Origin of the sequence: Alteromonas stellipolaris (assembly GCF_001562115.1) — a bacterium.
Taxonomy (GTDB): domain Bacteria; phylum Pseudomonadota; class Gammaproteobacteria; order Enterobacterales; family Alteromonadaceae; genus Alteromonas; species Alteromonas stellipolaris.
In genome coordinates this window covers 1,540,506-1,564,459 of the sequence record NZ_CP013926.1, presented here as the reverse complement: position 1 = coordinate 1,564,459, position 23,954 = coordinate 1,540,506, and the positions used below count along the sequence as shown (strand labels likewise).

21 protein-coding genes are annotated in these 23,954 nt (G+C 43.7%); 6 read left to right on the top strand and 15 right to left on the bottom strand.

The features are described 5' to 3' along the window. The first annotated feature begins 136 nt into the window (after positions 1 to 136). Both ydiJ and AVL57_RS06525 read left to right on the top strand, forming a co-directional pair. Complete coding sequence (gene ydiJ / locus AVL57_RS06530) at positions 137 to 3,220, top strand: D-2-hydroxyglutarate dehydrogenase YdiJ (protein ID WP_057792288.1); 3,084 nt, start codon at positions 137 to 139, stop codon at positions 3,218 to 3,220. 64 nt (positions 3,221 to 3,284) lie between these two features. After that, entirely contained in the window at positions 3,285 to 3,707 is a 423-nt protein-coding gene (locus tag AVL57_RS06525) for a DUF4826 family protein (protein ID WP_057792286.1), read from the top strand. A 35-nt stretch (positions 3,708 to 3,742) separates the two neighbouring features. Here the strand turns inward: AVL57_RS06525 and AVL57_RS06520 are convergent, their stop codons facing one another. The 7 genes from AVL57_RS06520 to AVL57_RS06490 all read right to left on the bottom strand — a co-directional run bounded on the left by AVL57_RS06520 (position 3,743) and on the right by AVL57_RS06490 (position 10,780). After that, positions 3,743 to 4,210: a GNAT family N-acetyltransferase gene (locus AVL57_RS06520; RefSeq protein WP_057792284.1), complete on the bottom strand. Its 468-nt coding sequence runs from the start codon at positions 4,208 to 4,210 to the stop codon at positions 3,743 to 3,745. Between the two features lie 9 nt (positions 4,211 to 4,219). After that, a complete protein-coding gene (locus AVL57_RS06515) occupies positions 4,220 to 5,395 on the bottom strand; it encodes a JmjC domain-containing protein (RefSeq protein ID WP_082604930.1) in 1,176 nt (391 codons plus the stop codon). A gap of 41 nt (positions 5,396 to 5,436) precedes the next feature. Beyond that, on the bottom strand, positions 5,437 to 6,744 hold the full coding sequence (locus AVL57_RS06510) for an adenylate/guanylate cyclase domain-containing protein (protein WP_057792280.1): 1,308 nt from the start codon (positions 6,742 to 6,744) through the stop codon (positions 5,437 to 5,439). A gap of 68 nt (positions 6,745 to 6,812) precedes the next feature. Then, entirely contained in the window at positions 6,813 to 8,180 is a 1,368-nt protein-coding gene (gene purB, locus AVL57_RS06505; protein ID WP_057792278.1) for an adenylosuccinate lyase, read from the bottom strand. Between the two features lie 14 nt (positions 8,181 to 8,194). Further along, positions 8,195 to 8,821 carry a high frequency lysogenization protein HflD gene (gene hflD / locus AVL57_RS06500; protein ID WP_057792276.1) on the bottom strand — a complete coding sequence of 209 codons (627 nt, stop codon included), beginning with the start codon at positions 8,819 to 8,821 and terminating at the stop codon, positions 8,195 to 8,197. Beyond that, positions 8,821 to 9,948, bottom strand: a complete 1,128-nt coding sequence (gene mnmA, locus AVL57_RS06495) for a tRNA 2-thiouridine(34) synthase MnmA (RefSeq protein WP_138118032.1) — start codon at positions 9,946 to 9,948, stop codon at positions 8,821 to 8,823. Before mnmA ends, hflD begins: the two co-directional genes overlap by 1 nt. 289 nt (positions 9,949 to 10,237) lie before the next feature. Beyond that, positions 10,238 to 10,780 carry an rRNA large subunit pseudouridine synthase E gene (locus AVL57_RS06490; protein ID WP_057792274.1) on the bottom strand — a complete coding sequence of 181 codons (543 nt, stop codon included), beginning with the start codon at positions 10,778 to 10,780 and terminating at the stop codon, positions 10,238 to 10,240. Between the two features lie 423 nt (positions 10,781 to 11,203). On the opposite strand from AVL57_RS06490, the gene AVL57_RS06485 reads away from it, so the two are divergent. After that, positions 11,204 to 13,423 (top strand): NADP-dependent isocitrate dehydrogenase, encoded by a 2,220-nt coding sequence (locus AVL57_RS06485; RefSeq protein ID WP_057792272.1) that lies wholly within the window; start codon positions 11,204 to 11,206, stop codon positions 13,421 to 13,423. A gap of 408 nt (positions 13,424 to 13,831) precedes the next feature. Here AVL57_RS06485 and cspD read toward each other — a convergent pair whose 3' ends face one another. Further along, positions 13,832 to 14,050, bottom strand: coding sequence for a cold shock domain-containing protein CspD (cspD, locus tag AVL57_RS06480; RefSeq protein WP_013784394.1), 219 nt, complete (start codon positions 14,048 to 14,050; stop codon positions 13,832 to 13,834). 198 nt (positions 14,051 to 14,248) lie between these two features. Here cspD and clpS point away from each other — a divergent pair, with 198 nt between their 5' ends. Together clpS and clpA are read left to right on the top strand one after the other, a co-directional pair. Continuing rightward, entirely contained in the window at positions 14,249 to 14,569 is a 321-nt protein-coding gene (gene clpS, locus AVL57_RS06475) for an ATP-dependent Clp protease adapter ClpS (RefSeq protein ID WP_057792270.1), read from the top strand. Positions 14,570 to 14,593: 24 nt separating this feature from the next. Beyond that, positions 14,594 to 16,870 (top strand): ATP-dependent Clp protease ATP-binding subunit ClpA, encoded by a 2,277-nt coding sequence (gene clpA, locus AVL57_RS06470; protein ID WP_057792268.1) that lies wholly within the window; start codon positions 14,594 to 14,596, stop codon positions 16,868 to 16,870. A gap of 379 nt (positions 16,871 to 17,249) precedes the next feature. Here clpA and infA read toward each other — a convergent pair whose 3' ends face one another. The 4 genes from infA to trxB form a co-directional block, all read right to left on the bottom strand. After that, the gene (gene infA / locus AVL57_RS06465; RefSeq protein WP_013784390.1) at positions 17,250 to 17,468 is read right to left on the bottom strand and encodes a translation initiation factor IF-1; all 219 of its coding nucleotides are present in this window, start codon (positions 17,466 to 17,468) and stop codon (positions 17,250 to 17,252) included. 75 nt (positions 17,469 to 17,543) lie between these two features. After that, the gene (locus AVL57_RS06460; protein ID WP_057792266.1) at positions 17,544 to 18,257 is read right to left on the bottom strand and encodes an arginyltransferase; all 714 of its coding nucleotides are present in this window, start codon (positions 18,255 to 18,257) and stop codon (positions 17,544 to 17,546) included. Continuing rightward, positions 18,254 to 19,000 carry a leucyl/phenylalanyl-tRNA--protein transferase gene (gene aat, locus AVL57_RS06455; protein ID WP_057792264.1) on the bottom strand — a complete coding sequence of 249 codons (747 nt, stop codon included), beginning with the start codon at positions 18,998 to 19,000 and terminating at the stop codon, positions 18,254 to 18,256. The genes AVL57_RS06460 and aat overlap by 4 nt, the downstream gene beginning before the upstream one ends. A 53-nt stretch (positions 19,001 to 19,053) precedes the next feature. Then, positions 19,054 to 20,019, bottom strand: coding sequence for a thioredoxin-disulfide reductase (gene trxB / locus AVL57_RS06450; RefSeq protein ID WP_057792262.1), 966 nt, complete (start codon positions 20,017 to 20,019; stop codon positions 19,054 to 19,056). A 625-nt stretch (positions 20,020 to 20,644) separates the two neighbouring features. On the opposite strand from trxB, the gene yfbV reads away from it, so the two are divergent. Beyond that, positions 20,645 to 21,094 (top strand): terminus macrodomain insulation protein YfbV, encoded by a 450-nt coding sequence (yfbV, locus tag AVL57_RS06440; RefSeq protein ID WP_057792258.1) that lies wholly within the window; start codon positions 20,645 to 20,647, stop codon positions 21,092 to 21,094. Positions 21,095 to 21,201: 107 nt separating this feature from the next. Here the strand turns inward: yfbV and AVL57_RS06435 are convergent, their stop codons facing one another. The 3 genes from AVL57_RS06435 to AVL57_RS06425 all read right to left on the bottom strand — a co-directional run bounded on the left by AVL57_RS06435 (position 21,202) and on the right by AVL57_RS06425 (position 23,910). Continuing rightward, complete coding sequence (locus AVL57_RS06435) at positions 21,202 to 21,669, bottom strand: SprT family zinc-dependent metalloprotease (RefSeq protein WP_057792255.1); 468 nt, start codon at positions 21,667 to 21,669, stop codon at positions 21,202 to 21,204. A 64-nt stretch (positions 21,670 to 21,733) separates the two neighbouring features. Then, entirely contained in the window at positions 21,734 to 23,599 is a 1,866-nt protein-coding gene (gene sppA, locus AVL57_RS06430; protein ID WP_057792253.1) for a signal peptide peptidase SppA, read from the bottom strand. 101 nt (positions 23,600 to 23,700) lie between these two features. Continuing rightward, positions 23,701 to 23,910, bottom strand: coding sequence for a hypothetical protein (locus AVL57_RS06425; protein WP_057792252.1), 210 nt, complete (start codon positions 23,908 to 23,910; stop codon positions 23,701 to 23,703). Between the last annotated feature and the right edge of the window lie 44 nt (positions 23,911 to 23,954).

The following is a 23,954-nucleotide window of genomic DNA, read 5'->3' as shown; positions in this document are numbered from 1 at the left end:
CACTTCCTGTTATATAAAGTGCAAAATTAGTCATTAAAACCACATGAAATATGTGTAATTGGCTAGAGACTCGCAAGCGCTGTGGTTATACTAGCCGCAGAACGCATTTCTAGAGGTTTTACAGCAATTGAGCACAATGAGTTTGCCACGTGTGGTGCCCCAGCAGAGTCTTTTAACACATTATCAGACATACCTAGAACAGCTTGCTAGTACCGCTTTTACCGGCGATGTTGAGTACAGCTATGCCAGCCGTCTTGCTGTGGCCACCGATAATTCGGTATATCAAAAACTCCCTCAAGCTGTGGTATTTCCTAAAAGCGTTGCCGATTTACAAGTATTGGGAAAGCTGGTTAACGACCACCCGCTAGTGAAGTTCTCGGCTCGTGGTGGCGGCACAGGCACTAATGGTCAAAGCTTAACCGACGGCATTGTGGTTGATATGTCGCGCTACATGAATAAAATTCTGGAAATCAACGTTGAAGAACAATGGGTTAAAGTTCAATCTGGTGTAGTGAAAGATGCACTGAATGACGCACTTCGCCCACATGGTTTTTTCTTCTCGCCCGATCTTTCTACCAGCAACCGCGCTACCGTAGGTGGAATGATTAGTACCGATGCTTCTGGGCAGGGCTCGTTGGTTTACGGTAAAACCAGCGACCATGTATTAGGCTTAACTTCTGTACTGGCTAACGGTGAAGTATTAAGCACCACGCCAATAAGTGTGCAAGAAGCAAAAAAAATAGCCGACACAAACGCAGATAGCAGCGCCTATGCGGGTATTCTGCGCCAAGTGTTAGCGACTTGCGTAGACAAGCGCGAAGCCATTATTGAAAAATTCCCCCGTTTAAACCGCTTTTTAACCGGTTACGATTTAGAACACGCTTATAACGATACAGAGCAGCTTATTGATGTAAGCCGTTTGATTACCGGCGCTGAAGGCTCGCTTGCAATGGTGGCCGAAGCTAAGCTTTCACTAACGCCTATCGCGAAGCACAAAGCTCTCGTTAATATTAAGTACGATACCTTTGAATCGGCACTTCGTCATGCTCCTGAAATGGTAAAAGCGAATGCCACATCTGTTGAAACGGTAGACTCGAAAGTTCTTAATTTGGCCAAAACCGATATTATTTGGCACTCCATCGCCGATTTAATTACCGACGTTCCTCACAAGGAAATGTTGGGCTTAAATATGGTGGAGTACAACAGTAACGATGAAGAAGAAATTCGCACTCGTATAGCCGAGCTAGAAGCTAGGCTTACCGCCGCTGCTGAAACAGGCGAGGGCGGGGTAATTGGTTATCAGGTTACGTTTGATAAAGCGGACATTGGTAAAATATACGCTATGCGTAAAAAGTCGGTGGGCCTGTTGGGTAAAACCAAAGGGGTGCAAAAGCCTATCGCCTTTGCTGAAGACACCGCAGTGCCCCCTGAAAACTTGGCCGACTTCATAATGGAGTTTAGAGCTCTGCTAGACAGCCACGGTTTAAAGTACGGTATGTTTGGTCACGTTGATGCAGGTGTGTTACACGTACGGCCAGCCCTTGATTTGTGTGATGTTGAACAAGAAAAGTTGATGCATCAAATATCAGATGAAGTGGTAGCGCTAGTTGCTAAGTATGGCGGCTTGATGTGGGGCGAGCACGGTAAAGGTTACCGCAGCGAATACGGCCCTGCCTTTTTTGGTGACATGTTATTTACCGAGTTGCGTAAAATAAAAAGCGCGTTTGACCCGCTTAATAAAATGAACCCAGGAAAGGTGTGTACACCGTTAGATAGCACTGAAAGCTTGGTAAAGGTAAGCGATACCAAACGCGCGACATTCGATAGAACTATTCCGGTTACGTTTAAAGCAGCCTTTGCGCCTGCCATGGAATGTAATGGTAATGGCTTATGCTTTAATTACGACACTACGTCGCCTATGTGCCCTTCAAGTAAGGTAACTCGCGATAGACGTCATAGCCCGAAAGGCCGTGCTGGCCTTATTCGTGAGTGGATACGCTTGCTTGCTAAAGATGGGGTAGATACGAAAACCTTGAGTGCCGATCAATTCGACACATCCTGGTGGCAACGCTTTAGCAACAGCCGCAACAAACAAGACGATTTTTCTCACGAAGTGTTAGACGCCATGAATGGTTGTTTAGCTTGTAAGTCGTGCTCAAGCCAATGCCCGGTGAAAGTAGATGTGCCTGATTTTAGGTCGAAGTTTTTGTCTATTTATTACCAGCGCTACATGCGCCCAATGAAAGACCACTTAGTGGGCAATATTGAACGCATGGCGCCGATTATGGCGAAGTTCTCGCCTATGGTTAATCTGTTTTTGAAACGAAAATGGATGCAAGACGGTATTGAGAAAACCATTGGTTATGTAGACACGCCTATTTTATCTGAACCTACGTTGGCAAACAGAGTAAAAGGGAAAGTGGCTAGTTATAACCACGATGCGCTATCAACACTAAGTGCTGCAGAAAAGCAAAAGACAGTGTTGATAGTGCAAGACCCTTTCACCAGTTACTATGATGCGAGTGTGGTTGAAGACTTTGTTGCCTTAGTGAATGCCCTTGGCTTTACACCGGTAATGTTACCGTTTAAACCAAATGGCAAACCTGAACATGTAAAAGGCTTTTTAGCCAAATTCGCGAAAACCGCAAAAAATACCGCAGGCTTTTTAAATGAAGTGGCGCAGTTAAACATTCCTATGGTGGGTGTAGATGCATCTTTGGTATTGGTTTATCGTGATGAATACACCAAAACCTTGGGTAAAGCCCGCGGCGATTTTCATGTGCTAGCAGTGCATGAATGGCTTGAAACGGTACCTAGTGACGTGTGGCAAGCGAAAAGCAAGAGTGCAAGTGCGAGTGAGCCTTCAGCGCAGCCTTCAAAACAGCCTTCAGCTCAGCCACTAGCACTGCTAAGTCACTGTACAGAAAAAACGGCGTTGCCCGCATCTGAAAAGCAATGGCAGGGTTTGTTTGCTAAAGTGAATCAGCCAGTTGATATTGTGGCGGTAGGCTGTTGCGGCATGGCGGGAACTTACGGCCATGAAGCCGATCAAAAAGAAAAGTCGTTAGCCATTTATGGGTTAAGTTGGGAGCAAGCGGTTAAACGCTACCCTGCAGATGCTATTCTTGCCACTGGCTATTCTTGTCGAAGTCAGGTCGCTCGTATAGAGCAGTTTAAGCCGAAGCACCCTTTACAGGGGCTGCTGGCTTGTGTTTCATAGTATTGACCAACATCAACCGACTACGTAAAAACTAAAAATAAAACGAAATAGATTAGAGAATAATATGACAGACAATACACCTCAAAATGAAATGACCGATCAGCAGCGCAGTGAATGGGTGCGTGAGCAATTTCAAAAAGCCAATAAACACCTGGCTGAAAATGGTGTGCTTTTTGAATCAGTCGTGACAAATGAAAGCCGCTACCTAGTACCTTACTTGGCGGTATGGAAGATAAAAGACACCAACAATGCGATGTATTGGGTAATGAGTGGTGATTTACCTACTGACTACATTGCTGAGTCTACGGCTGCTACTGCTCGCGATGTAATTAAGCATTTTGCAATGGCATGGCAGTTAAAGGCGGCAAATTTACGCGCTTCCGAGGGGGCAGATGCGACATCGTTGGAATATGCGGAATTATTAGAAAGTAGAGCAGAGGGGTTGCACGCCATACAAAACCAAGATGAACTGTGGCAAGGCGTTTAAGCTAACATTTAGTGGCTTCCGCTGTTAATGAATAGCTAATGCATTTGTGAAACATCGGGAAATGGAAAACGCTCTACAGGGCATTGCATGCGTTGACGTGCTACGCCCCCATCCATGAATACTTGTCCTTCGGGTTTGAAGCCTAAGCCTTGATGGTATGACACACTATCAAGGCTACAGCTTACTTTTAATATAGTGACGTGATGGTGGTTAGCAACTTCTATTAGTGCGGCAAATAGAGCGCGATAGATAGCCATATTTCGGTAACCGCGTTTCACTGCAATTCTGCCAATTTCCCCACACTGGGTTAATCTTCCCGTTGCAATAGGTACGTTGGCGTCTTTACCTTCTTCCAAAAGCAGCACGTGAAAAGCGCTGGCATCGCGCTCATCAAACTCACTGTCTTGAGGTACTCGCCATTCCAAAACGAATACATCTTCCCTAATTGCTTTAAGTCGATGCTTATCCTTTGCCCAATCGACGTTCTCTATCGTATAAGCCATGTGGTTGCGTTACGCTTCTATCCATTCCCAGTAACCCTTGTTTATAAGTGTAGTTAATGTTGCTAAAAACGCAAAAGAGGGGAGATCAGGCAGGATATCGGCAAATAGTACGTCGTTGTTCACTAAAAGCTGCACCCATTGCTCATCTTCTTTGTTATAACTGAAACGTTCGCCGTTCACATAGAAATAACGACAATCGCTAGAAGGGGATGTAATTTCAGCATTAACAACATTCGTCGCTATTAGTGCTCTTACTCCCGGTGCTGGAGCAAACTCTACACCTTCTTCAAATCCAGCGGCTATTTGGCTATCAGTATATAAATACTCAGGTGGATACTCTGGAAGGCCTTGTTCACTGAGCGATTCAAGCAATGCATGGGTGAAGTCATCGGAATTAATCGCTGTGATGAGCTGTTGCTTTAACGCGGCAATATCACTAGATTCAACCACTGCCGAAGTCGTCGATAATGTTCTACCTGCGTCGGTAAATCGCAGGTTAATGTCGCTTGTTTCCAACATCAAGGACAGGCTATCAGCTAATTGTGCGGTTTCAGGGGCACGAAAGCCTACAGAGTAGGTTAAGCAGTCTTCCAATGCTTTGCCATCATGAGGCCAACCCGGCGGAATATACAGTACGTCACCTGGGTTTAGTACTTCATCAATAATAGGGTCGAAGCCTTCAATTTGACGAAGTTTAGGGTGTGGGAATACTTCTTTGTATTCTCCAGGCTTACCTACGCGCCAACGACGCTGACCCTTTCCCTGCACCAAAAATACATCGTATTGGTCGATATGCGCGCCAACACCTGCATTTTTAGTGGCAAAACTTACCATTAGGTCGTCTAGACGCCAATTTGGAAGAAAGCGGAAGGGTTCAAGAATGTCAGCTACGTCATGTACGTACCTGTCTACACTTTGTACAAGTAGTGTCCATGCACCTTCGCAAACGGCTTCAAAATCATGAATTGGCCCTTGATGAACTTTCCATTCGCCTGTGCCATCCGCTGGGTTGCCACTGGTATTCTCAAAGCTTAGTAGTCGGCTATCTATTTCTTCTTCTTGGGCTAAGCCTGCCAAATCGTGCTCATCGATAGGATCTTCAAAATCTTGAAAAAAGCCACGTAATACAACAGGCTTTTGTTGCCAATAATGAAATAGAAAATGTTCTATATCGAATTCTTTCATTAAGTAATCTCCACGCATCTATGGGGGTATTATCGTTTATTCTATAAAGGGTTACTAGCGTAGTGTGTGTCAGTAAGCCGGTGCTCGAAGGCGGCCAATTCACCAATTTTGCTATCAATTAAAATGGGGCAGAATTTAGCTTGGGTTTCAGCGGTTAAATGAGGAAATGTACTATCGCAAACGGTAACAGCATTCCCTTTGCAATGTTGTTCTAGCATAGATGCCAAATTAACCGTATTACCCCATACATCGAAAATGCCGTGCTGTCTTCTAGGCATGCCAGCAGTAACAGGGCCTGCTGCAACGCCGATACGAATTTGGCAAGGCCAACCTTCTTTTAACGCAAAGATTTTAAAGGTGGCGGTAACAGCAAGCGCAAACAACACGCCGTTATTTATATGATGTGCACTTTTTTGTTCGCCTTTTTGTTCGCCATTTGAAGCACTTAAAGGAGGAAACATACACAGTTCGCTAACCGCCATGTATTCATCGCCATTCGTTTTTACTGGGTACATTTTATTGGCAGCGGCTAACACATCAATTTGGCTGTAAAAGGCATCCAATGCCTCTATCACTTTTTGTTCTCCAAACAAGGGGGCCAGTGTTTGATAACCTTTTATATCTGCAAATAACACACAGGCCGAGGAGAAGCTTTGCCGCATTAGCCCGGTCGAAAAGCCTGTTGATGCACTACTTGAAAACCTACTTAAAGGAGTATTCGGAACATGGCTCAAAGGGGGAGTAAAAGCGCTTGTAAGCTTGGCGGCAGGGGTTGCTTTTATCAATAATTGCCGTGTATGACGGTAGTTCACTGCAAGGTGATGAAGGTGGCGCCGGCTATGGGCATGCAAGGTCAGTATAAGTCCCACGCTGGCTAGGGTTAGGGTAATACTGTTGCTGCGACGAATAGCGCCCTGCCAACCGTGAAGCGAGTAGCTAAATAGGCCGTCAATAACACAGAATGTTAAAGCGAAAAGCAACCCCCAATAGAGTCGTGGGCGTTGTTCATGCTGGCTAAATAGCCCCACGCAGCATAAGCAGCCAATTAATAAAAAGTGCTGAATGTACACGTCGCCACGCCACAGTAAAGTTGCTAGCACAATATAGCTGTAATAACTGGTAATCAGCAGTGTGCGAGCATGTGAGGGCTGGCCTTTGTGACAAAGGTATAGAACGGTGAACGCACAAAGAATATGAAAGGTCAGATTCCACCACAGTGCTATGTGATTCGCGCTATCTTGAGCATAGGCCATTAATAACGGTGACTGTAACAATAAGCACAGAGCAAAAAAGCGCGCAGTTGTGTGAAGTACTGCCGCTTTTGAGTGAAATGTTTTGTGTGTCAGCATGCCTAAATCCCAATCATAAAAAAACGCGGACTAGCCGCGTTTTTAAGTGTATGGAAAAGGCGATGCCTTTATAACTGATCTACTAGCCTGATTGCATCACCAATGTAGCTAGCTGGTGTTAATGCTTTAAGGTCAGCTTTTGCTGCTTCTGGCATGTCTAAGTTATCGATAAATTCAGCCACGATTTCAGCGTTAACCTTTTTACCACGGGTTAACTCTTTCAACTTCTCGTAAGGCTTTTCAATACCGTAACGACGCATTACCGTTTGAATTGGCTCTGCAAGTAGTTCCCAGTTGTTATCAAGTTCATTCAACAAGCTTTGCTCGTTAACTTCCAACTTGCTAATGCCTTTAAGGGTAGCTTGATAAGCGATAACCGCATAACCCACACCCACACCTAAGTTACGAAGTACGGTAGAGTCGGTTAAATCACGCTGCCAGCGAGAAATAGGAAGCTTAGCGGCCAAGTGATTAAAGATAGCGTTGGCTAGGCCTAAGTTACCTTCCGAGTTTTCAAAATCGATAGGGTTAACTTTATGCGGCATGGTTGAAGAACCAATTTCACCGGCAATGGTTTTTTGCTTAAAGTGGCCTAGGGCAATGTAACCCCACACATCACGATCGAAATCGATAAGAATGGTATTAAAGCGGGCTACTGCATCGAACAACTCAGCAATATAATCATGCGGTTCAATTTGCGTGGTGTATGGGTTCCACGATAAGCCTAGTGATGTAACAAACTTTTCAGACTCACTGTGCCAATCTACATCGGCGTAAGCAGATAAATGGGCATTGTAGTTACCTACAGCACCATTAATTTTGCCTAAAATTTCAACGTTAGCAATTTGCGCCCGTTGACGCTTCAAACGCATTGCCACGTTTGCCATTTCCTTACCCATGGTAGAAGGAGAGGCGGGTTGACCGTGTGTACGTGCCATCATTGGAATATGTTGGTATTCCTTGGCAAGAGCAATAAGGGCATCAATAAGCTTGTCGCAGTAAGGCAGCAGCACAGTGTCACGGGCTTCGGTAAGCATAAGGCCGTGAGAAAGGTTGTTAATATCTTCAGACGTACATGCAAAGTGAATAAACTCATTTACAGCAGATAATTCGCTGTTGCTAGCCACTTGCTCTTTTAGAAAGTATTCAACCGCTTTAACATCGTGATTGGTGGTGCGCTCAATGTCTTTAATGCGCATGGCATCATCAACGCTAAAGTTAGCCACAATAGAATCTAATAATGCGTTTGAGGTATCAGAAAACGCAGGAACTTCTTCAATTTTGGTGTTCGCCGATAGCATTTGCAGCCAACGTACTTCCACTTCAACACGGTATTTCAGTAAGCCGTATTCTGAAAAAATACTACGTAATTCTACGCTTTTTCCAGCATATCGACCATCGACAGGGGAAATTGCAGTTAACTGACTCAGTTCCACCTTCAGCTCCTTAACTAGTTTATCAGCCTGAGCGCCTTTACAGCGCTATTTAAAATTTGTTTTCTGCGAAACAAAATGTTCCGACGTTTACCACCCATTTGACGCCACATTACCGCGGCGCGCACGCCTGCAAGTAATATAGCTCGAACTTTGTGTTGCGTAGCCGGTTGGCCAAGATGATCCGGATTACCCGCTATTTGAATGCGCGGTGCTAATGGACTAATAATATCGCTGTATATACTGGCCAAAGACGACACTATTTGCGGACTTTGAAAGTCTACGTGCGCCAGCTGGCGCTGCACGTGAGAAATACGCTCTGCCAGCTCTTTCATGGCGGCAGGTTTACGTGCGAGTTTTCTTTCAAGACCAAGAATGCTGGCAATATAACGGGTCAGCTCGGTGTCTTTGTTCTGTTGTTTATCTGATAACTGTGCGAATAAGGTTTTATATCCAACCTCAAGGTTGCTTAACTTGCCGAACACTTGCTGTGGGTTTTCAGGGTCGGTAACCAATATACTGGAAAGACTCGCTTCTACCGCTTCGTCGTTTGCCGTGCCTTTTCTTGCAAGGCTTTGCACAAGTGCCGCCGACTGGCAAACACCAGCCAAGGCTAAATTATTTTCTACGTCGGTATCTAACATTAACGAATATAGCTCTCAATAATTCCGCCGCCTAAACACACTTCATCTAGGTAGAAAACGGCAGATTGACCAGGTGTAACCGCTTTTTGCGGTTCGTCAAAAATGACTTCAATCATATCATCATTAATTGGTGCAATTGCGCAGGGAATATCAGTTTGACGATAGCGAGTTTTAACCACAGCGCGCATAGGCTCTGTAATAGCAGTGCGGTCTACCCAATGCAGTTGTTTTGCCACCAAGCCTTTTGAGTATAGGCGAGGGTGGTCGGCCCCTTGGCCTACAATTAATACATTGCGTGCTACGTCTTTATCTACCACATACCAAGGTTCTTCGCCGTACTTCGCGTGGCCACCAATGTGTAGCCCTTTACGCTGGCCTAAAGTGTGATACATCAAGCCTTCGTGCTTACCAATTTCTTCCCCTTCCGCGGTTTCAATAATACCAGGTTGGGCGGGTAAGTAGCGGCCTAAAAAGTCTTTGAATTTACGCTCACCAATAAAACAGATGCCGGTGGAATCCTTTTTGTCGTGGGTGATTAGTCCTTGTTCTTCAGCAATTTTGCGTACTAAGGGCTTTTCAATGTCTCCCACGGGGAACAAGGTTTTCGCGACGTGTTCTTCACCTAGTGTGTACAGGAAGTAACTTTGATCTTTATTTTCATCCAACCCGCGCAATAGCTGCCACTTGCCATCTTGATGGCGGCGGCGAACATAATGACCGGTAGCAATATAGTCTGCCCCCAAGTCTTCAGCAGCAAATTCAAGGAACGCTTTAAACTTAATTTCCTTGTTGCACATAATATCGGGGTTGGGGGTTCTGCCTGCCTTATATTCTTCTAGGAAATACTCAAATACGTTATCCCAGTATTCAGCGGCAAAATTGATGGTGTGAAGCTCAATACCTAATTTGTCAGCTACGGCTTGTGCATCTTTTAAATCTTCGGCGGCTAAGCAATATTCATCATTATCATCTTCTTCCCAGTTCTTCATGAACAAGCCTTCCACCTGATAGCCTTGCTGTAATAACAAGTAGGCAGAAACGGAAGAGTCGACGCCGCCGGACATTCCGACGATTACTTTTTGGCTCGCGTTTGATTCAATATCAGTCACAACGTAGATAACACTCATTTAGGTTGATTTCAGGGTGGCGGATTTTACCAGATAAAGCCCACCAATTCACATAATAAAGCGATTGTGTTCAATCGTTTTGCTTTCTCGACAAATTTTGTTGTCGGGATGAGTAAATTGGTCGTTTAAAAGTGTATTTCAAGCGTGAAATTTCTATATTCAATAAACCAAAAAGCTATAACTAATAATGAACGCAATAGTCGTTTACTTTCATCGTTATAGCGGTCTATAAAATGAGCCATACTCTAGTTAGCGTTTGGTGAAATCGGCAATGTGTTGATGCATACTTTTAGAAACAAACGTATTTGCCATTATCGATACCATCAATGGTCCAGTTGCCCACGCGATAGCGCACCAAACGCAATGTAGGAAAACCAATGTGGGCGGTCATACGCCTAACTTGGCGGTTCCTGCCTTCACTGATTGTGATAGATAACCAGCTAGTCGGGATAGCTTGACGAAAACGAACTGGCGGGTTTCTGTCCCATAATTCAGGAGGATCTATAGCTACAACTTTGGCTGGTTTGGTCATGCCGTCTTTAAGCTCTACCCCGTTACGCAAGGCGTCTAGCGCAGCCTCATTAGGAATGCCTTCTACTTGTACCCAGTAGGTTTTACTGGTTTTGGCCTCGGGGTGTGCCAATTTATGTTGTAGCTTTCCGTCGTTAGTCAGCACCAATAACCCTTCGGAATCTCTGTCTAGTCGACCGGCAGCATATACCCCTGGTACATCAATATAATCTTTAAGGGTTTCTCGACCGTCTGCATCAGTAAATTGAGACAGTACTTGAAAAGGTTTGTTGAAAAGTACGATTTTGCTTTCGTTTGCCATGGTGTGAATAATTACTCTTATTCTTAGGATGCCTTCTATCGCAAAAGCCTACCACAATGCGCGAAAAACTGCCCGAGTAAGACAAAGCTAAAACAATAAAGGGCATAAAAATGTGCGGGAAATTCGGCGAAATTCAGGCAAGTCGTCGGTTAAGACAATGGTATGACTTGTAACTAAAAGTTTCGACCTTATACTAATGTTCGCAGTTATAAAAATAACAGACTGCCCATTCGTGTTGAGTGCATGAAGGTTGCGCTAATCTCAGCACGAGGACGAAAACAACAAGTGGTTCTGCTGTTAAGTGCAACAGAACATAAAACATCAATTACGTATCGTAGTGACCGAAGGCTTTTCACATGCTTTGAGTTAGTGCGACTAATGGACTAAAACGGTAGTACGCTACCGATAACATTGAGGTACATAATGACCAAGTCTAAGATCATCTATACTAAAACAGATGAAGCGCCAATGCTGGCGACGTACTCGTTGCTTCCTATTATTAAGAAGTTTGCTAGTGCTGCCGATGTTGAAGTAGAGCTAAGTGATATCTCTCTTGCAGCCCGCGTTTTGGCTACTTTCCCCGAGTTTCTTTCTGAAGAGCAACGTGTACCTGATACGTTATCTGAACTTGGTGCGATGACGCAAGATCCTGAAGCTAACATCATTAAATTACCAAACGTTAGTGCGTCTATTCCTCAGTTACGCGCCACTATCGCCGAGCTAAACGAAAAAGGTTTTAACGTACCAGCTTTCCCAGACTCGCCTAAAACTGACGAAGATCAAGAGATTCGTGAGCGTTATGGCAAGGTACTAGGTAGTGCAGTAAACCCTGTATTACGTGAAGGTAACTCAGATCGCCGTGCACCTACTGCGGTTAAGAACTTTGCCCGTAAGCACCCGCATTCAATGGGCGAGTGGTCACAAGCATCTCGCACTCACGTAGCGCACATGCGCGGCGGCGACTTCTACTCAGGTGAAAAATCAGTAACCGTTGAAAAAGAAGGCTATGTAAGCATTGAATTTACCGGTAGTGACGGTAGCAAGAAAACCCTTAAGCCTAAGGTGAATTTACTTGCTGGTGAAGTTATCGATGCAATGTACATGAGCAAAAAAGCACTGTGTGAATTCTTTGAAGAACAAATCGAAGATGCGAAAAACACAGGCGTTTTGTTCTCGTTACATGTTAAAGCGACAATGATGAAGGTATCTCACCCCATCGTATTTGGTCACTGCGTTAAAGTATTCTACAAAGACTTGTTTGAAAAATGGGGCGACCTTTTTGAAGAACTAGGCGTTAACGCTAACAACGGTCTTGGTAGTGTATACGATAAAATTGCTAGCCTTCCTGAATCTCAGCGTTCTGAAATTCAAAAAGACATCAATGCTTGTTATGCCGACCGTCCACCTATCGCAATGGTGAACTCAGACAAAGGTATTTCTAACCTACACGTACCAAGTGACGTAATTGTAGATGCTTCTATGCCTGCAATGATCCGTAATTCTGGTCAAATGTGGGGACCGGATGGAAAGTCGCACGATACGAAAGCGGTTATTCCTGAAAGCACGTACGCGACTATTTACCAAGAAGTAATCAACTTCTGTAAAACCCATGGTGCATTCGATCCAACAACAATGGGTACAGTACCTAACGTTGGTTTAATGGCACAGAAAGCGGAAGAATACGGTTCACACGATAAAACGTTTGAAATGGAAGCTGACGGTACGGTACAAGTTGTTGATCAAGACGGTAACGTATTGATGGAACATGCTGTTGAAGAAGGCGATATCTGGCGTATGTGTCAGGTGAAAGACGCACCTATTCAAGACTGGGTTAAACTAGCGGTTACTCGTGCACGCCAATCTGGTATGCCTGCAGTATTTTGGTTAGATGATGAGCGTGCTCACGATGCACAGCTAATCACTAAAGTAGAAACTTACTTGAAAGACCACGATACGTCAGGTTTAGATATTTCAATCATGGCCCCTGTTCGCGCTATCCGTTTCAGCATGGAACGTGCAATTCGCGGCCTAGACACTATCTCAGTAACCGGTAACGTTCTACGTGATTACCTAACTGACTTGTTCCCAATTCTTGAGCTTGGCACCAGTGCTAAAATGCTTTCAATTGTGCCTCTAATGGCAGGCGGCGGTTTGTATGAAACTGGCGCTGGTGGTAGTGCACCTAAGCACGTTCAACAGTTTGTTGAAGAAGGTCACCTTCGTTGGGATTCACTGGGTGAGTTCTTAGCGTTAGCGGTTTCACTTGAAGACGTTGCTATTAAGCACGACAACAAGAAAGCAAAAATTATCGCTACTGCGTTAGACAAAGCGACTGAAACATTGCTTAACAATGGTAAGTCACCAATGCGTAAAGCGGGCCAATTAGATAACCGTGGTAGCCACGTTTATCTTGGTTTGTACTGGGCAGAAGAAGTGGCAAACCAAACTGAAGACGCTGATTTAGCGGCGCAGTTTAAAGCGGTATATGACGAATTGTCGGCTAAAATCGATACTATCATTACTGAGATTGATGAATCTCAAGGTAAGCCTCAAGATATCGGTGGTTACTATTACCCTGATTCAGCGAAACTAGAAGCGACTATGTCACCTAGTGAAACGTTGAAAGCGATTCTTAACGCTTAATAAAACTAAATAGGCTGCTGATATTTTAGTAACCTAATTTGTAAAAGCGCCCCTGACCAAATAGTCAGGGTCGCTTTTTTTTATATTAATTAAAATTTAAAAAAACTACTGGTGAAAATTTCCAGAATAGTTACTTAGCTTTATGCTTATAAATTTTAGTTTTTTACTGGTTAGCGCAATTTAATCTAAAAATATAGGAAAGCAGAAAAGTAAATTATCTAATTTAAGCTCAGATTATTTAAAAATAAGTAATAATTAAAAGAAGTGTTGCGAGGAAATAAATAAAATTTAATAAAAAGAGTAGGCCATACATCTCTATGAGAGTGAACGATTGTCGACTCCCTAAGAAAAAACCCACTGCTGCCTTAGGTAGCAGCAACAGGCTTCTGTAGAATTTTTTTGTGTTACTTAACGCTCTGGTTCTTCTTTAAAGCCTATGTTTTCGGCGTGTAAGCCTTTAGGGCCCTGTTGCACGTCATACGTGACTTCTTGACCAGCTTTAAGTGAGCGATATCCTTCCATTTGGATGGTTGAGTAGTGTGCGAAAATATCTTCGCCACCATCTTCAGGTACAATAAAACCAAATCCTTTCGCGTTGTTAAACCATTTAACTTTGCCAATCGCCATACTTCGACTTCCTCTTAATCCTTGAACTAACACGATTATGCCCCCACAATATAATTGAAGGCAGTGTGACGTGTTTTGAAAACAACAACGTCACCTCTAAAATGTAGATTTTTTAACCATATTATGTCAAGAGCAAATGTGAATTAATTTTATCCTAAAGTTAGTGAGACATCTGCCAACAAAGCACTATTATTAATTATGAGTAGAGACAACGCCATTAGCATCGAAAGGGAAAAACTCAAAGACGCGCAGCGCCAAAAAACGCAGCCGCCGCCAATGTATAAAGTGTTGTTGAACAACGACGATTACACGCCAATGGATTTTGTAATTGAAGTGCTCATACAATTTTTTAATATGGATGCTGAGAAAGCGCATCAAATAATGCTAACAGTACACTACCAAGGTAAGGCGGTTTGTGGCATTTTTACTGCTGAGATAGCAGAAACCAAGGTGATGCAGGTGAATCAGTATGCACGTAAGCACAGTCATCCGCTTATGTGTACTATGGAACAGGCGTAAGTCAATTTGTAGAGGGCGAGCGATATGTTAAATAAAGAATTAGAACAAACGTTGAATGATGCGTTTGTATTTGCCAGAGAACACCGCCATGAGTTTATGACGGTCGAGCATTTATTGCTGGCGCTACTTGATAACTCGGCAGCCCGTGAAGCACTGCATGCCTGTGGTGCGGATATTGAAGCAATTAAAAGTGAGCTGATCTCTTTCGTTAAAGACACTACCCCGTTGATTCTTGACGAGCAAATGAACGAACGAGAAACCCAGCCTACCTTAGGTTTTCAGCGCGTGCTCCAACGTGCAGTCTTCCATGTGCAATCATCTGGTAAAGAAGAAGTCACTGGTGCCAATGTACTAGTCGCTATTTTCAGTGAGCAAGAGTCTCAAGCCGTATTCATTCTTAAAAAGTCTGATGTAACCCGCTTAGATATCGTTAACTTTATTAGTCACGGTGTAAGTAAAGCCGAAGATGACGCACCCATTAATTCAGACTCTGGTGAAGAAGGTGATGGTGCGGAAGAAAGTGGTTCGGCATTAAGTAAGTACGCTACCGATTTAAATCGCCATGCCAAAGAAGGCAAAGTAGACCCATTAATTGGACGCGATAAAGAAGTAGAGCGCACCATTCAGATTTTATGTCGTCGTAGAAAGAATAACCCGCTATTGGTGGGTGAAGCTGGCGTAGGTAAAACCGCTATTGCTGAAGGGTTGGCTTATCGCATTGTAAACGAAGACGTGCCCGAGGTTATCAGTAACAGTACCGTTTACTCGCTAGATTTAGGTGGCCTGCTAGCCGGTACTAAATACCGTGGTGATTTCGAGAAACGCTTAAAAGCGATATTGAAAGAATTGTCGAAAGACGAAGACGCTATTTTGTTTATTGATGAAATTCATACCATCATTGGTGCTGGTGCAGCATCGGGAGGTGTTATGGATGCATCTAACTTGCTGAAGCCTAAGCTTTCAAGCGGTGAACTTCGTTGTATTGGCTCGACAACTTATCAGGAATACCAAGGTATTTTTGAAAAAGACAGAGCCTTGGCCCGTCGTTTCCAAAAAGTGGATGTGACTGAGCCAAGCGTTAGTGATACCACCAAAATTCTACTTGGCCTTAAAAGCCGATATGAAGATCATCACAACGTACGCTACACGCAAAAAGCTATTCAGGCGGCAGCTGAACTATCGGCTAAGTACATTAACGAACGCCATCTGCCGGATAAAGCTATTGACGTGATGGACGAAGCAGGTGCAAGCCAGCGCTTGTTGCCACAATCGAAACGTAAGAAAACGATTGGGGTAGGGGATATTGAGCAGATTATTGCGAAAATGGCCCGAATCCCTGAAAAGTCTGTGTCAGCGTCTGACAAAGAAGTACTTAAGAACCTTGGCCGCAACCTTAAAATGATGGTGTTTGGTCAAGACAAGGCCATAGAGACGCTTAACGACGCTATATTGCTGTCCCGTTCTGGGTTAGGTGCTGAAGAAAAGCCTATTGGTAGTTTCTTGTTTGCAGGGCCTACGGGAGTTGGTAAAACCGAAGTTACGCAGCAACTCGCTAAAATTATGGGCGTTGAGTTGGTTCGTTTCGATATGTCTGAGTACATGGAGCGCCACGCGGTTAGTCGTTTAATTGGTGCACCTCCAGGTTATGTTGGTTTTGAGCAAGGTGGATTGTTAACCGATGCTGTGATTAAAAACCCATACTCTGTGGTACTGCTAGATGAAATTGAGAAAGCGCACAGTGATATCTACAACATTCTGTTGCAGGTAATGGATCACGGTACGCTTACCGACAACAATGGCCGTAAAGTAGACTTCAGAAATGTAGTATTGGTAATGACGACCAATGCGGGTGTGCAGGAAACGGTGCGCAAGTCTATTGGCTTTAAACAGCAAGATCATAGCCACGATGCGCTATCTGAAATCAATAAGGTGTTTACCCCTGAATTCAGAAACCGCTTAGACGGTATTATCTGGTTTAATCACCTTGATGCTGAGGTTATCTTGCAGGTTGTCGATAAGTTCATTATTGAGCTTCAGGCGCAGCTGGACGTTAAAGGTGTATCTTTAGAGGTTACCCCCGCAGCTAGAGCTTATTTAGCCGAGAAGGGCTACGACAAGTCCATGGGTGCACGTCCTATGTCTCGCTTAATCAAAGAAGAGATTAAGAAAGAGCTAGCGAATGAATTGCTGTTTGGTGAATTAACTAAAGGCGGCGACGTTAAAGTAGATTTGAACGACGATAAGTTGGAGTTTGAATATTCAGGCGTTGATGCAGTTAAGGAAGAAACAGAGTCTAGCTAACACCTAGCGAACTTATTGTACTAGACGTTTGATGTCGATTAAAAATGCTGCACCTGAAAAGGTGTGGCATTTTTTTGTGTCTTTTATAATAAAACTTTCGAGCCTTTAAACGTAGAACCCCAAACTCGATAAACTTGGGCTTAGTAAGTAGATTCATTACATGTTGATGCACAGTGTTCAATTTCAAACGCCAAGCACCAAATGCTTAACACTAAGCGCCAAACACAAGCGCTAACCTTAGGCGCTAACCCCAAGGCGCTAACCCCAGGCGCAAGGACATCGTTAAATACCATCGCAGGCCTTAAACTAAACACATACAAAAAAGCCCAATGGATTACATTGGGCTTTTTTGGGAATGCGTTGACCGCTTAATGGCTCATTATCTGGCGCGATAAATGATACGACCTTTTGTTAGGTCATAAGGAGTCATCTCAACAGTGACCTTATCGCCAGTAAGAATTCGGATATAGTTTTTACGCATCTTACCAGAAATGTGTGCTGTCACTACGTGACCATTCTCTAGTTCAACACGGAACATAGTATTAGGTAGGGTGTCTTGAACCGTACCTTCCATTTCAATACAATCTTCTTTTGCCATGTAAAGCAGTTACCTCAGTAATTCAAATTTTTTGCCGCGCAGACATTAACCAATCTTGCCTTGCGTGTAAAGCGATTAAGCAGGTTTTTTATCAAAACGGTGCCATTTGTTGCCAGAAAATTGCTCATAAGGGAAAAAATTGTGCTTATAAGACATTTTTTGGCATTCTTCTACGTAATATCCCAAGTAGACAAAATCTCGTTCTTGTTGCTTTGCCTGCTCGATTTGCATCATGATCATCCACGTCCCAAGAGACGATGAGTGATAATCAGGATCGTAAAAAGTATAAAGTGCCGATAAGGCTTGATGCTCTTCACCATTGTCGATGGTGTCTGTTACTGCAACCGCAATTAACGTATCGCCATCGTAGGCTTCAATAAATTGTGGGCGTTTCCATTCGCACAAGATAAAGTTTTCAAACTGTTCGCTAGAAGGCGGGTACATGCTGCCATCGGTGTGACGGGCGCAAATGTATTTCTCGTACAACGGGTAATACAAATGATTGGCGCTTTTTGCACTGGTTACCACAAAATGTTGATTGCGATTAAGAATGCGCTTTTGACTTTTAGAAGGGCGAAACGTGGCCACAGGTACTCTCACCGATTCACAGGCATGGCAGTCTGGGCAGTGTGGGCGGTAGATTTGTTCGCCACTGCGTCTAAACCCTACTTGAATAAGTTGGCCGTAACGCCACGCAAGCTGGTTATCTGATTCGGCATAAACCAGTAATTGTTCTTGTTGATTGGGCAAATAGCTACAATCAAAAGATTGCGTAATTCCAAATCTCACGGTGTAATAACCTGCGGATGCCACTGATGCATGTAGTCGGTAGTTAGAGAGCCTTCTTCGGTTAGAGTGTGGTTGCTAGTCTGCAGTTTTTCAATAAATTCGTTACGGAAAATAGTTTTTGCACCTAGCGAGCTAAGATGATCCGTTGGCAACTGACAATCAATGAATGCCATCTTGTTACGTTTCATGTGCTCAACTAACGCTAGCATAGCCAACTTAGAGGTATTGCTTTGTTTGTGAAACATAGACTCACCGCAATACACTTTCCCTACACCTACGCCGTATAAACCTCCTACCAACACTTCACCATCCCACACTTCAACAGAATGAGCCAACCCAAGCTGATGTAAATAACTGTAAGCTTTTTGCATGTCTTCAGTTATCCAAGTGTCTTGACTGGGCGCCTGTGAATTTGGATTCTTTCGTGGAATATTGGCACAGGCATTAATCACAGAATCGAAAGCGTTATTCAACGTAACCTTGTAGCGCTTCTGCCGCGCTAGTTTGCGTAAACTTTTTGAGCAAACAAACTCATCTAATTCGATAATAGAGCGTGGATTAGGTGACCACCACAACAAGGGTTCATCATCGCTAAACCAGGGGAATATACCGCTAGAATAGGCCGAAAAAAGACGCTGGGCACTAAGATCTGCGCCAAAGGCTAGTAGGCCGTTTGGATCGTCAAGTGCTTCAGATACAGGGGGGAAGGGTGTATCAATGTCTAAATAAGGCAGCGCTATCATAAAAGAAAAGACATCAAGCCCTGGTATTTACAGGGCTTGAAATCAAACAAGGCTTAGCCTTGCTCAGGCATAAAGCCATCAAGGTATTTTTCTGCATCTAACGCGGCCATACAGCCGGTTCCAGCAGACGTTATTGCTTGACGATAAATATGATCGCTCACATCACCGGCCGCAAATACACCTTCAACACTGGTTTGTGTAGCATTGCCATGTAGGCCGCTATTTACCACAATGTAGCCGTCTTTCATTTCAAGCTGTTCAGCAAAAATGTCAGTATTTGGCTTGTGACCAATTGCCACGAAAAGACCCATTACATCAAGCTCTTCGGTTGCTTCGCCATCGGTTTCTTTAATGCGAATTTTCGTCACACCCATTTCGTCCCCCATGACTTCATCAAGGGTACGGTCTAAATGTAATACCACGTTGCCATTTTCAGCTTTGTCGCGAAGACGCTGCTCAAGAATTTTTTCACTACGGAAAGTATCACGACGATGCACAACGTGAACTTCAGATGCAATGTTAGATAAATACAAGGCTTCTTCAACAGCTGTATTACCACCGCCAATGACCGCTACTTTTTGGTTACGATAGAAAAAGCCGTCACAAGTAGCACAGGCCGAAACCCCTTTACCCATAAACGCTTGCTCAGATTCCATACCAAGATATTTAGCAGATGCACCTGTGGCAATAATTAAAGCGTCACACGTGTACGTGCCACTGTCACCATAAAGGGTGAAAGGACGCTTAGTTAAGTCTGTCTTGTTAATATGGTCGAAGATAATTTCAGTATCGAACTTCTCTGCATGCTTTTGCATACGAACCATAAGGTCAGGACCCGTAAGTCCTTCAGGATCGCCTGGCCAGTTTTCTACTTCTGTGGTCGTAGTAAGCTGTCCGCCTTGCTGGATCCCCGTTAAAAGCACAGGTTCTAGATTTGCTCTAGCTGCATATACTGCCGCTGAGTAGCCTGCTGGGCCCGATCCTAAAATAAGTAGGCGAACATGTCTGTTATCTGCCATTTGTATCTCCAACTAATGCCCATTTATCCGGGCTGAATTCTGCTATAATTTTGAAACGAAGCTCGCTAACTGTCTGTCGCGGTAGCCAACTGTCGCTATAGGTAGCTAGGTAAGGACTGAACCTTGCTTTTTCAACTGCTAATCGGCCAATACCTTCGAAAAACACGATACCTTCGGAAAATAGCATTGAAAGAAGGGCATTATGATGCCTTCATGATGATGAAAAGTCACCCATCGGATGTGATTGGCTAGCATTAATTAGGTAATTAATGCTGTTTTTAAATTATTTATAATGAAAAGCAGCATTATTGCGACGAACTTGCGTTGTATTAGGCGTAATTCGTATTACAATTCAGGTTGTAGCAATACGTTAAATCTGTGCTTTAGGAATCAGTGTTTGGCACCATATTAACGCTATGTATGTTAACGCTAAGTATTGGGCTTATAATTAAGCATTAGTGTTATCACTGAGCTTTTTTGCAAAAACAGCGTTTAAATAAGCATGATGTTTATACTTGTTATAATCACGAGCCAATCCGGCGTTAAAGCGGCGCTAACTGGCTATTGAATAGCAAGGATAAGGCTTCCAGAGTGCGCTATTTACTGAAGTGAAACGAGGTGGTTTATGTCACAGTCTGTGATTACAATGCTAAAAGATGGCCAGCACTACATGAAAACCTGGCCTGTCAAAAAAGAACTGTATGCCTACTTTCCTGAATGCCGGGTAGTTGCGGCCACGCGTTTTGCTATCAAAACTATGCCGCCTGCGGCAATACTTTCGTGTGCATTGTTACTTCAGAACATGGGCACAGACTATATTCCGCAAACCATCACCATAGGTGCTTTCTTTTTAAGCATTCCGCTACAAGGGTTATTGTGGTTGGGTCATCGTTCAAACCAATACTTACCGCCGCAATTAAACAGCTGGTATCAAGATATTCACAGTAAAATGCGATCGGAAGGTTGCAACGTATCGTCGGTTAAATCGAAACCGAAATATAAAGAGCTTGCGGCGTTACTCAAAACCGCTTTTAACGATTTAGATAACGTATTTACTAAACATTGGTTCCGTTAAAACTCAGTTAGGTTTTGCTGTGCCTGGCATGTTTGCTAGCTAGCGGGTTAATTACCTAAGTAACTATTAAACGAACTAAATAAGTAAGAAACGAACGAACTAAACCGCTAACTTACCGATTTCTCTTCTATCAGCACGCCATTGCATTTTCGACACTTGTACTGCGCCCCTTTCAAAATTTTATTATGTCGTCTTATTGTCAGCTGGTGTGAACTGCAAAGGCAGGCATAGCTGAACTGCTTGCCAATAACACCTTCAATATCAAAACTGTGGGTTGCGTTAGCCGGACGGTGAAATACATCAATCATGATGGCTTGCCATTCCACGCCGTGGGGCTTTACCTTCTTGAACAATTGCCAAGTAAGCAAATGACTCACTTCATGAGGAATAACATCTACTATGAATTCGTGTTCATTCTGTTTGAATAGTTCGGGGTGCAAATTAATGCGATTTTGTTGCAAAAACGCGGTGCCTGCATTTTTACCAGAGCGTCTAAAGGTAAGCGCAGGGCGGGGGAATGTGCGCTTAAAATATTTATCAGCGCGTTGGTAGCAGCCTTCTACAGCATCAGCAATATGCTGACGCTGTAGAGAGGTTAAATCATGGCTTGCTATGGTAGTACCTTACCAAAGTTATTAATTACTCTACTTGGCACTGCAAGCAAAGAATATAAGTACCCATAGGGTCGTTCAGTTCGTTAAAGATATCGAACTCGCCAAGCACTCGTTTAAATTCATTAATTAGCGCAGAGTCTGAATTAGCAAACTGCCACTTTCCAACAAACGTAAAGGCTTGACCAAAGAACTCTTTCCAAAACAGCTCTTGTGCTGAAAGTGTACGCTGAACATAGAAAGTGTCGTAGTTATCTAGTGCAGCGAATTCTGCCGCCGCATTAACTGCGTCTTCTAATGTGCCCAGTTCATCAACTAATCCTAGCTCTAAGGCATCGGTGCCAATCCATACACGACCTTGTGCAACTTCATCTACTTCATCTACCGTCATATCTCGAGCGTTCGATACTAAAGATAAGAAGTTGCCGTAACTCGTTTCAACGTTGCGTTGCAAAATTTGGCCAAATTCTGGCGCGAGAGGGCGTACTGCAGAAAAGCCTGCTAGCTCATTCGAGCCAACGCCATCACTGTGAATGCCTAAGTAATCAAGCGAGTTTTCGTACGTCATAAACATTCCGAATACCCCGATAGATCCAGTAATAGTGCTTGGGCTAGCAAAGATACGGTCGGCGTTTGCTGCAATCCAGTAGCCGCCTGATGCTGCATATGTGCTCATAGAAACCACAACCGGTTTACCAGCATTTTTCAACTCAAGTACTTCTTGGCGGATAATCTCTGAACCTAACGTGCTGCCCCCTGGCGAATCTATTTGCAGTACTACCGCTTTCACGTTTTCATCTAAACGTGCTTTGCGCAGTAAACGTGCGGTACTGTCGCCGCCAATGGTGCCAGCTTTTTGATTGCCGTTTAAAATAGTGCCCTTCGCTACTACAATCGCAACTTGGTCGATGTCACTGTTGATAGACGGTAGGGGAGGATTAACGACTTTTAAGTAGGTGTTAAAGTTAGTTACGTTAACACCGTGATTGTCTTCGTTTTCGCCCACAAGGCCAGTAAGTTCTACACGTACGTCTTCGCGGGTTTTTAGTGCATCTACCCAATTATTTTGTAAGGCGTAATTGGCAAAATCACCACCAGCTTGCTCAAACTTAGCCAACAAGCCTTCTAGTGTTTCATCAAAGTTGGAAAGCGGAATGCCACGGGCAGCGGCAACGTCTTCTTTATATTGCTGCCAGTAACCGTCTAACCATTTACGCTCAGCTTCTTTAGCTGCTTCAGACATATCGTTGCGAATAAGCGGTTCTACGGCAGACTTATAAGTACCTACACGGAAAATATGCGTAGTCACTTTAAGCTTTTCCAAGAAATCTTTGAAATACATGCCATAACGACCATAGCCATCTAGCAGTAATGAACCCATAGGATTGAGATAAACGTGATTCGCATGAGCTGCAAGGTAGTACTGCTCTTTAGTGTAATAATCACCAATGGCGTACACAGGTTTTTCAGAGGTTTTAAAATCGTTGATGGCTCGCGCTACCGTGCGAAGTTTGTCCAAACCGCCGCCAGATAAACCTTGAAGGTCTAAAACCAATGCCTTAATTCGTCGGTCTTGCTTAGCGTTTTCAATAACTTTTACCACATCACGCACAAGTACTTCTGGATTATCAGGCTCTGAACCCATGGCATCTTGTAAAAACTGTTCAAACGGATCGACACTTTCTTTTTCAATAACGAGTTGTCCGTTCAAGGTGAGTAAAAGCGCACTATTCGCTTTTACCGTAAGTTGGTCGTCTTCTTGAGAGGTAATCGCAATGATTATGCCAACAAAAATCACCAGAAAAATGACATTGAAAAAAAGCTTACGGGTGAAGTTTAAAACCGTCCACAGGCCAATAAATAAGGATTTAGTCCAGTTTCCTTTGGCAGCCATAAATTACATTACCTTCTGTTTGTTTAACTCTATTATGTTACCGAATCGAAACTAGATCGCTAACTTATTTGTAATTGTTTGTGATTGTACCGCAAAGTCACTCACTTATGGGCATTCTCGTCATCTGTGAGCCATTGTGCAATCACTTCAGCGATGTGCTTATGATCATTCGCGCTTAGCTGCATCATCAAGTCGCCAGTGGTTTTTTTATAACCTACTTTTTTGTGCCCACGAACGAATAACCGCTTAAGCGGTGATGATTTTTGCGTTCCTTGAGGTTGTTTTCTATTGTTAAGTGAAAGTTTATTCACTTCATCACGTTCCTATAACAAGACGTTAAAAACGAAGTCCCAAT

Excerpts from the sequence above, each read along its gene's own strand:
- ydiJ (WP_057792288.1), top strand. The coding sequence starts at position 137 with ATGAGTTTGCCACGTGTGGTGCCCCAGCAGAGTCTTTTAACACATTAT.
- AVL57_RS06525 (WP_057792286.1), top strand. The coding sequence starts at position 3,285 with ATGACAGACAATACACCTCAAAATGAAATGACCGATCAGCAGCGCAGT.
- AVL57_RS06520 (WP_057792284.1), bottom strand. The coding sequence starts at position 4,210 with ATGGCTTATACGATAGAGAACGTCGATTGGGCAAAGGATAAGCATCGA.
- AVL57_RS06515 (WP_082604930.1), bottom strand. The coding sequence starts at position 5,395 with ATGAAAGAATTCGATATAGAACATTTTCTATTTCATTATTGGCAACAA.
- AVL57_RS06510 (WP_057792280.1), bottom strand. The coding sequence starts at position 6,744 with ATGCTGACACACAAAACATTTCACTCAAAAGCGGCAGTACTTCACACA.
- hflD (WP_057792276.1), bottom strand. The coding sequence starts at position 8,821 with ATGTTAGATACCGACGTAGAAAATAATTTAGCCTTGGCTGGTGTTTGC.
- mnmA (WP_138118032.1), bottom strand. The coding sequence starts at position 9,948 with ATGAGTGTTATCTACGTTGTGACTGATATTGAATCAAACGCGAGCCAA.
- AVL57_RS06490 (WP_057792274.1), bottom strand. The coding sequence starts at position 10,780 with ATGGCAAACGAAAGCAAAATCGTACTTTTCAACAAACCTTTTCAAGTA.
- AVL57_RS06485 (WP_057792272.1), top strand. The coding sequence starts at position 11,204 with ATGACCAAGTCTAAGATCATCTATACTAAAACAGATGAAGCGCCAATG.
- cspD (WP_013784394.1), bottom strand. The coding sequence starts at position 14,050 with ATGGCGATTGGCAAAGTTAAATGGTTTAACAACGCGAAAGGATTTGGT.
- clpS (WP_057792270.1), top strand. The coding sequence starts at position 14,249 with ATGAGTAGAGACAACGCCATTAGCATCGAAAGGGAAAAACTCAAAGAC.
- clpA (WP_057792268.1), top strand. The coding sequence starts at position 14,594 with ATGTTAAATAAAGAATTAGAACAAACGTTGAATGATGCGTTTGTATTT.
- infA (WP_013784390.1), bottom strand. The coding sequence starts at position 17,468 with ATGGCAAAAGAAGATTGTATTGAAATGGAAGGTACGGTTCAAGACACC.
- aat (WP_057792264.1), bottom strand. The coding sequence starts at position 19,000 with ATGATAGCGCTGCCTTATTTAGACATTGATACACCCTTCCCCCCTGTA.
- trxB (WP_057792262.1), bottom strand. The coding sequence starts at position 20,019 with ATGGCAGATAACAGACATGTTCGCCTACTTATTTTAGGATCGGGCCCA.
- yfbV (WP_057792258.1), top strand. The coding sequence starts at position 20,645 with ATGTCACAGTCTGTGATTACAATGCTAAAAGATGGCCAGCACTACATG.
- sppA (WP_057792253.1), bottom strand. The coding sequence starts at position 23,599 with ATGGCTGCCAAAGGAAACTGGACTAAATCCTTATTTATTGGCCTGTGG.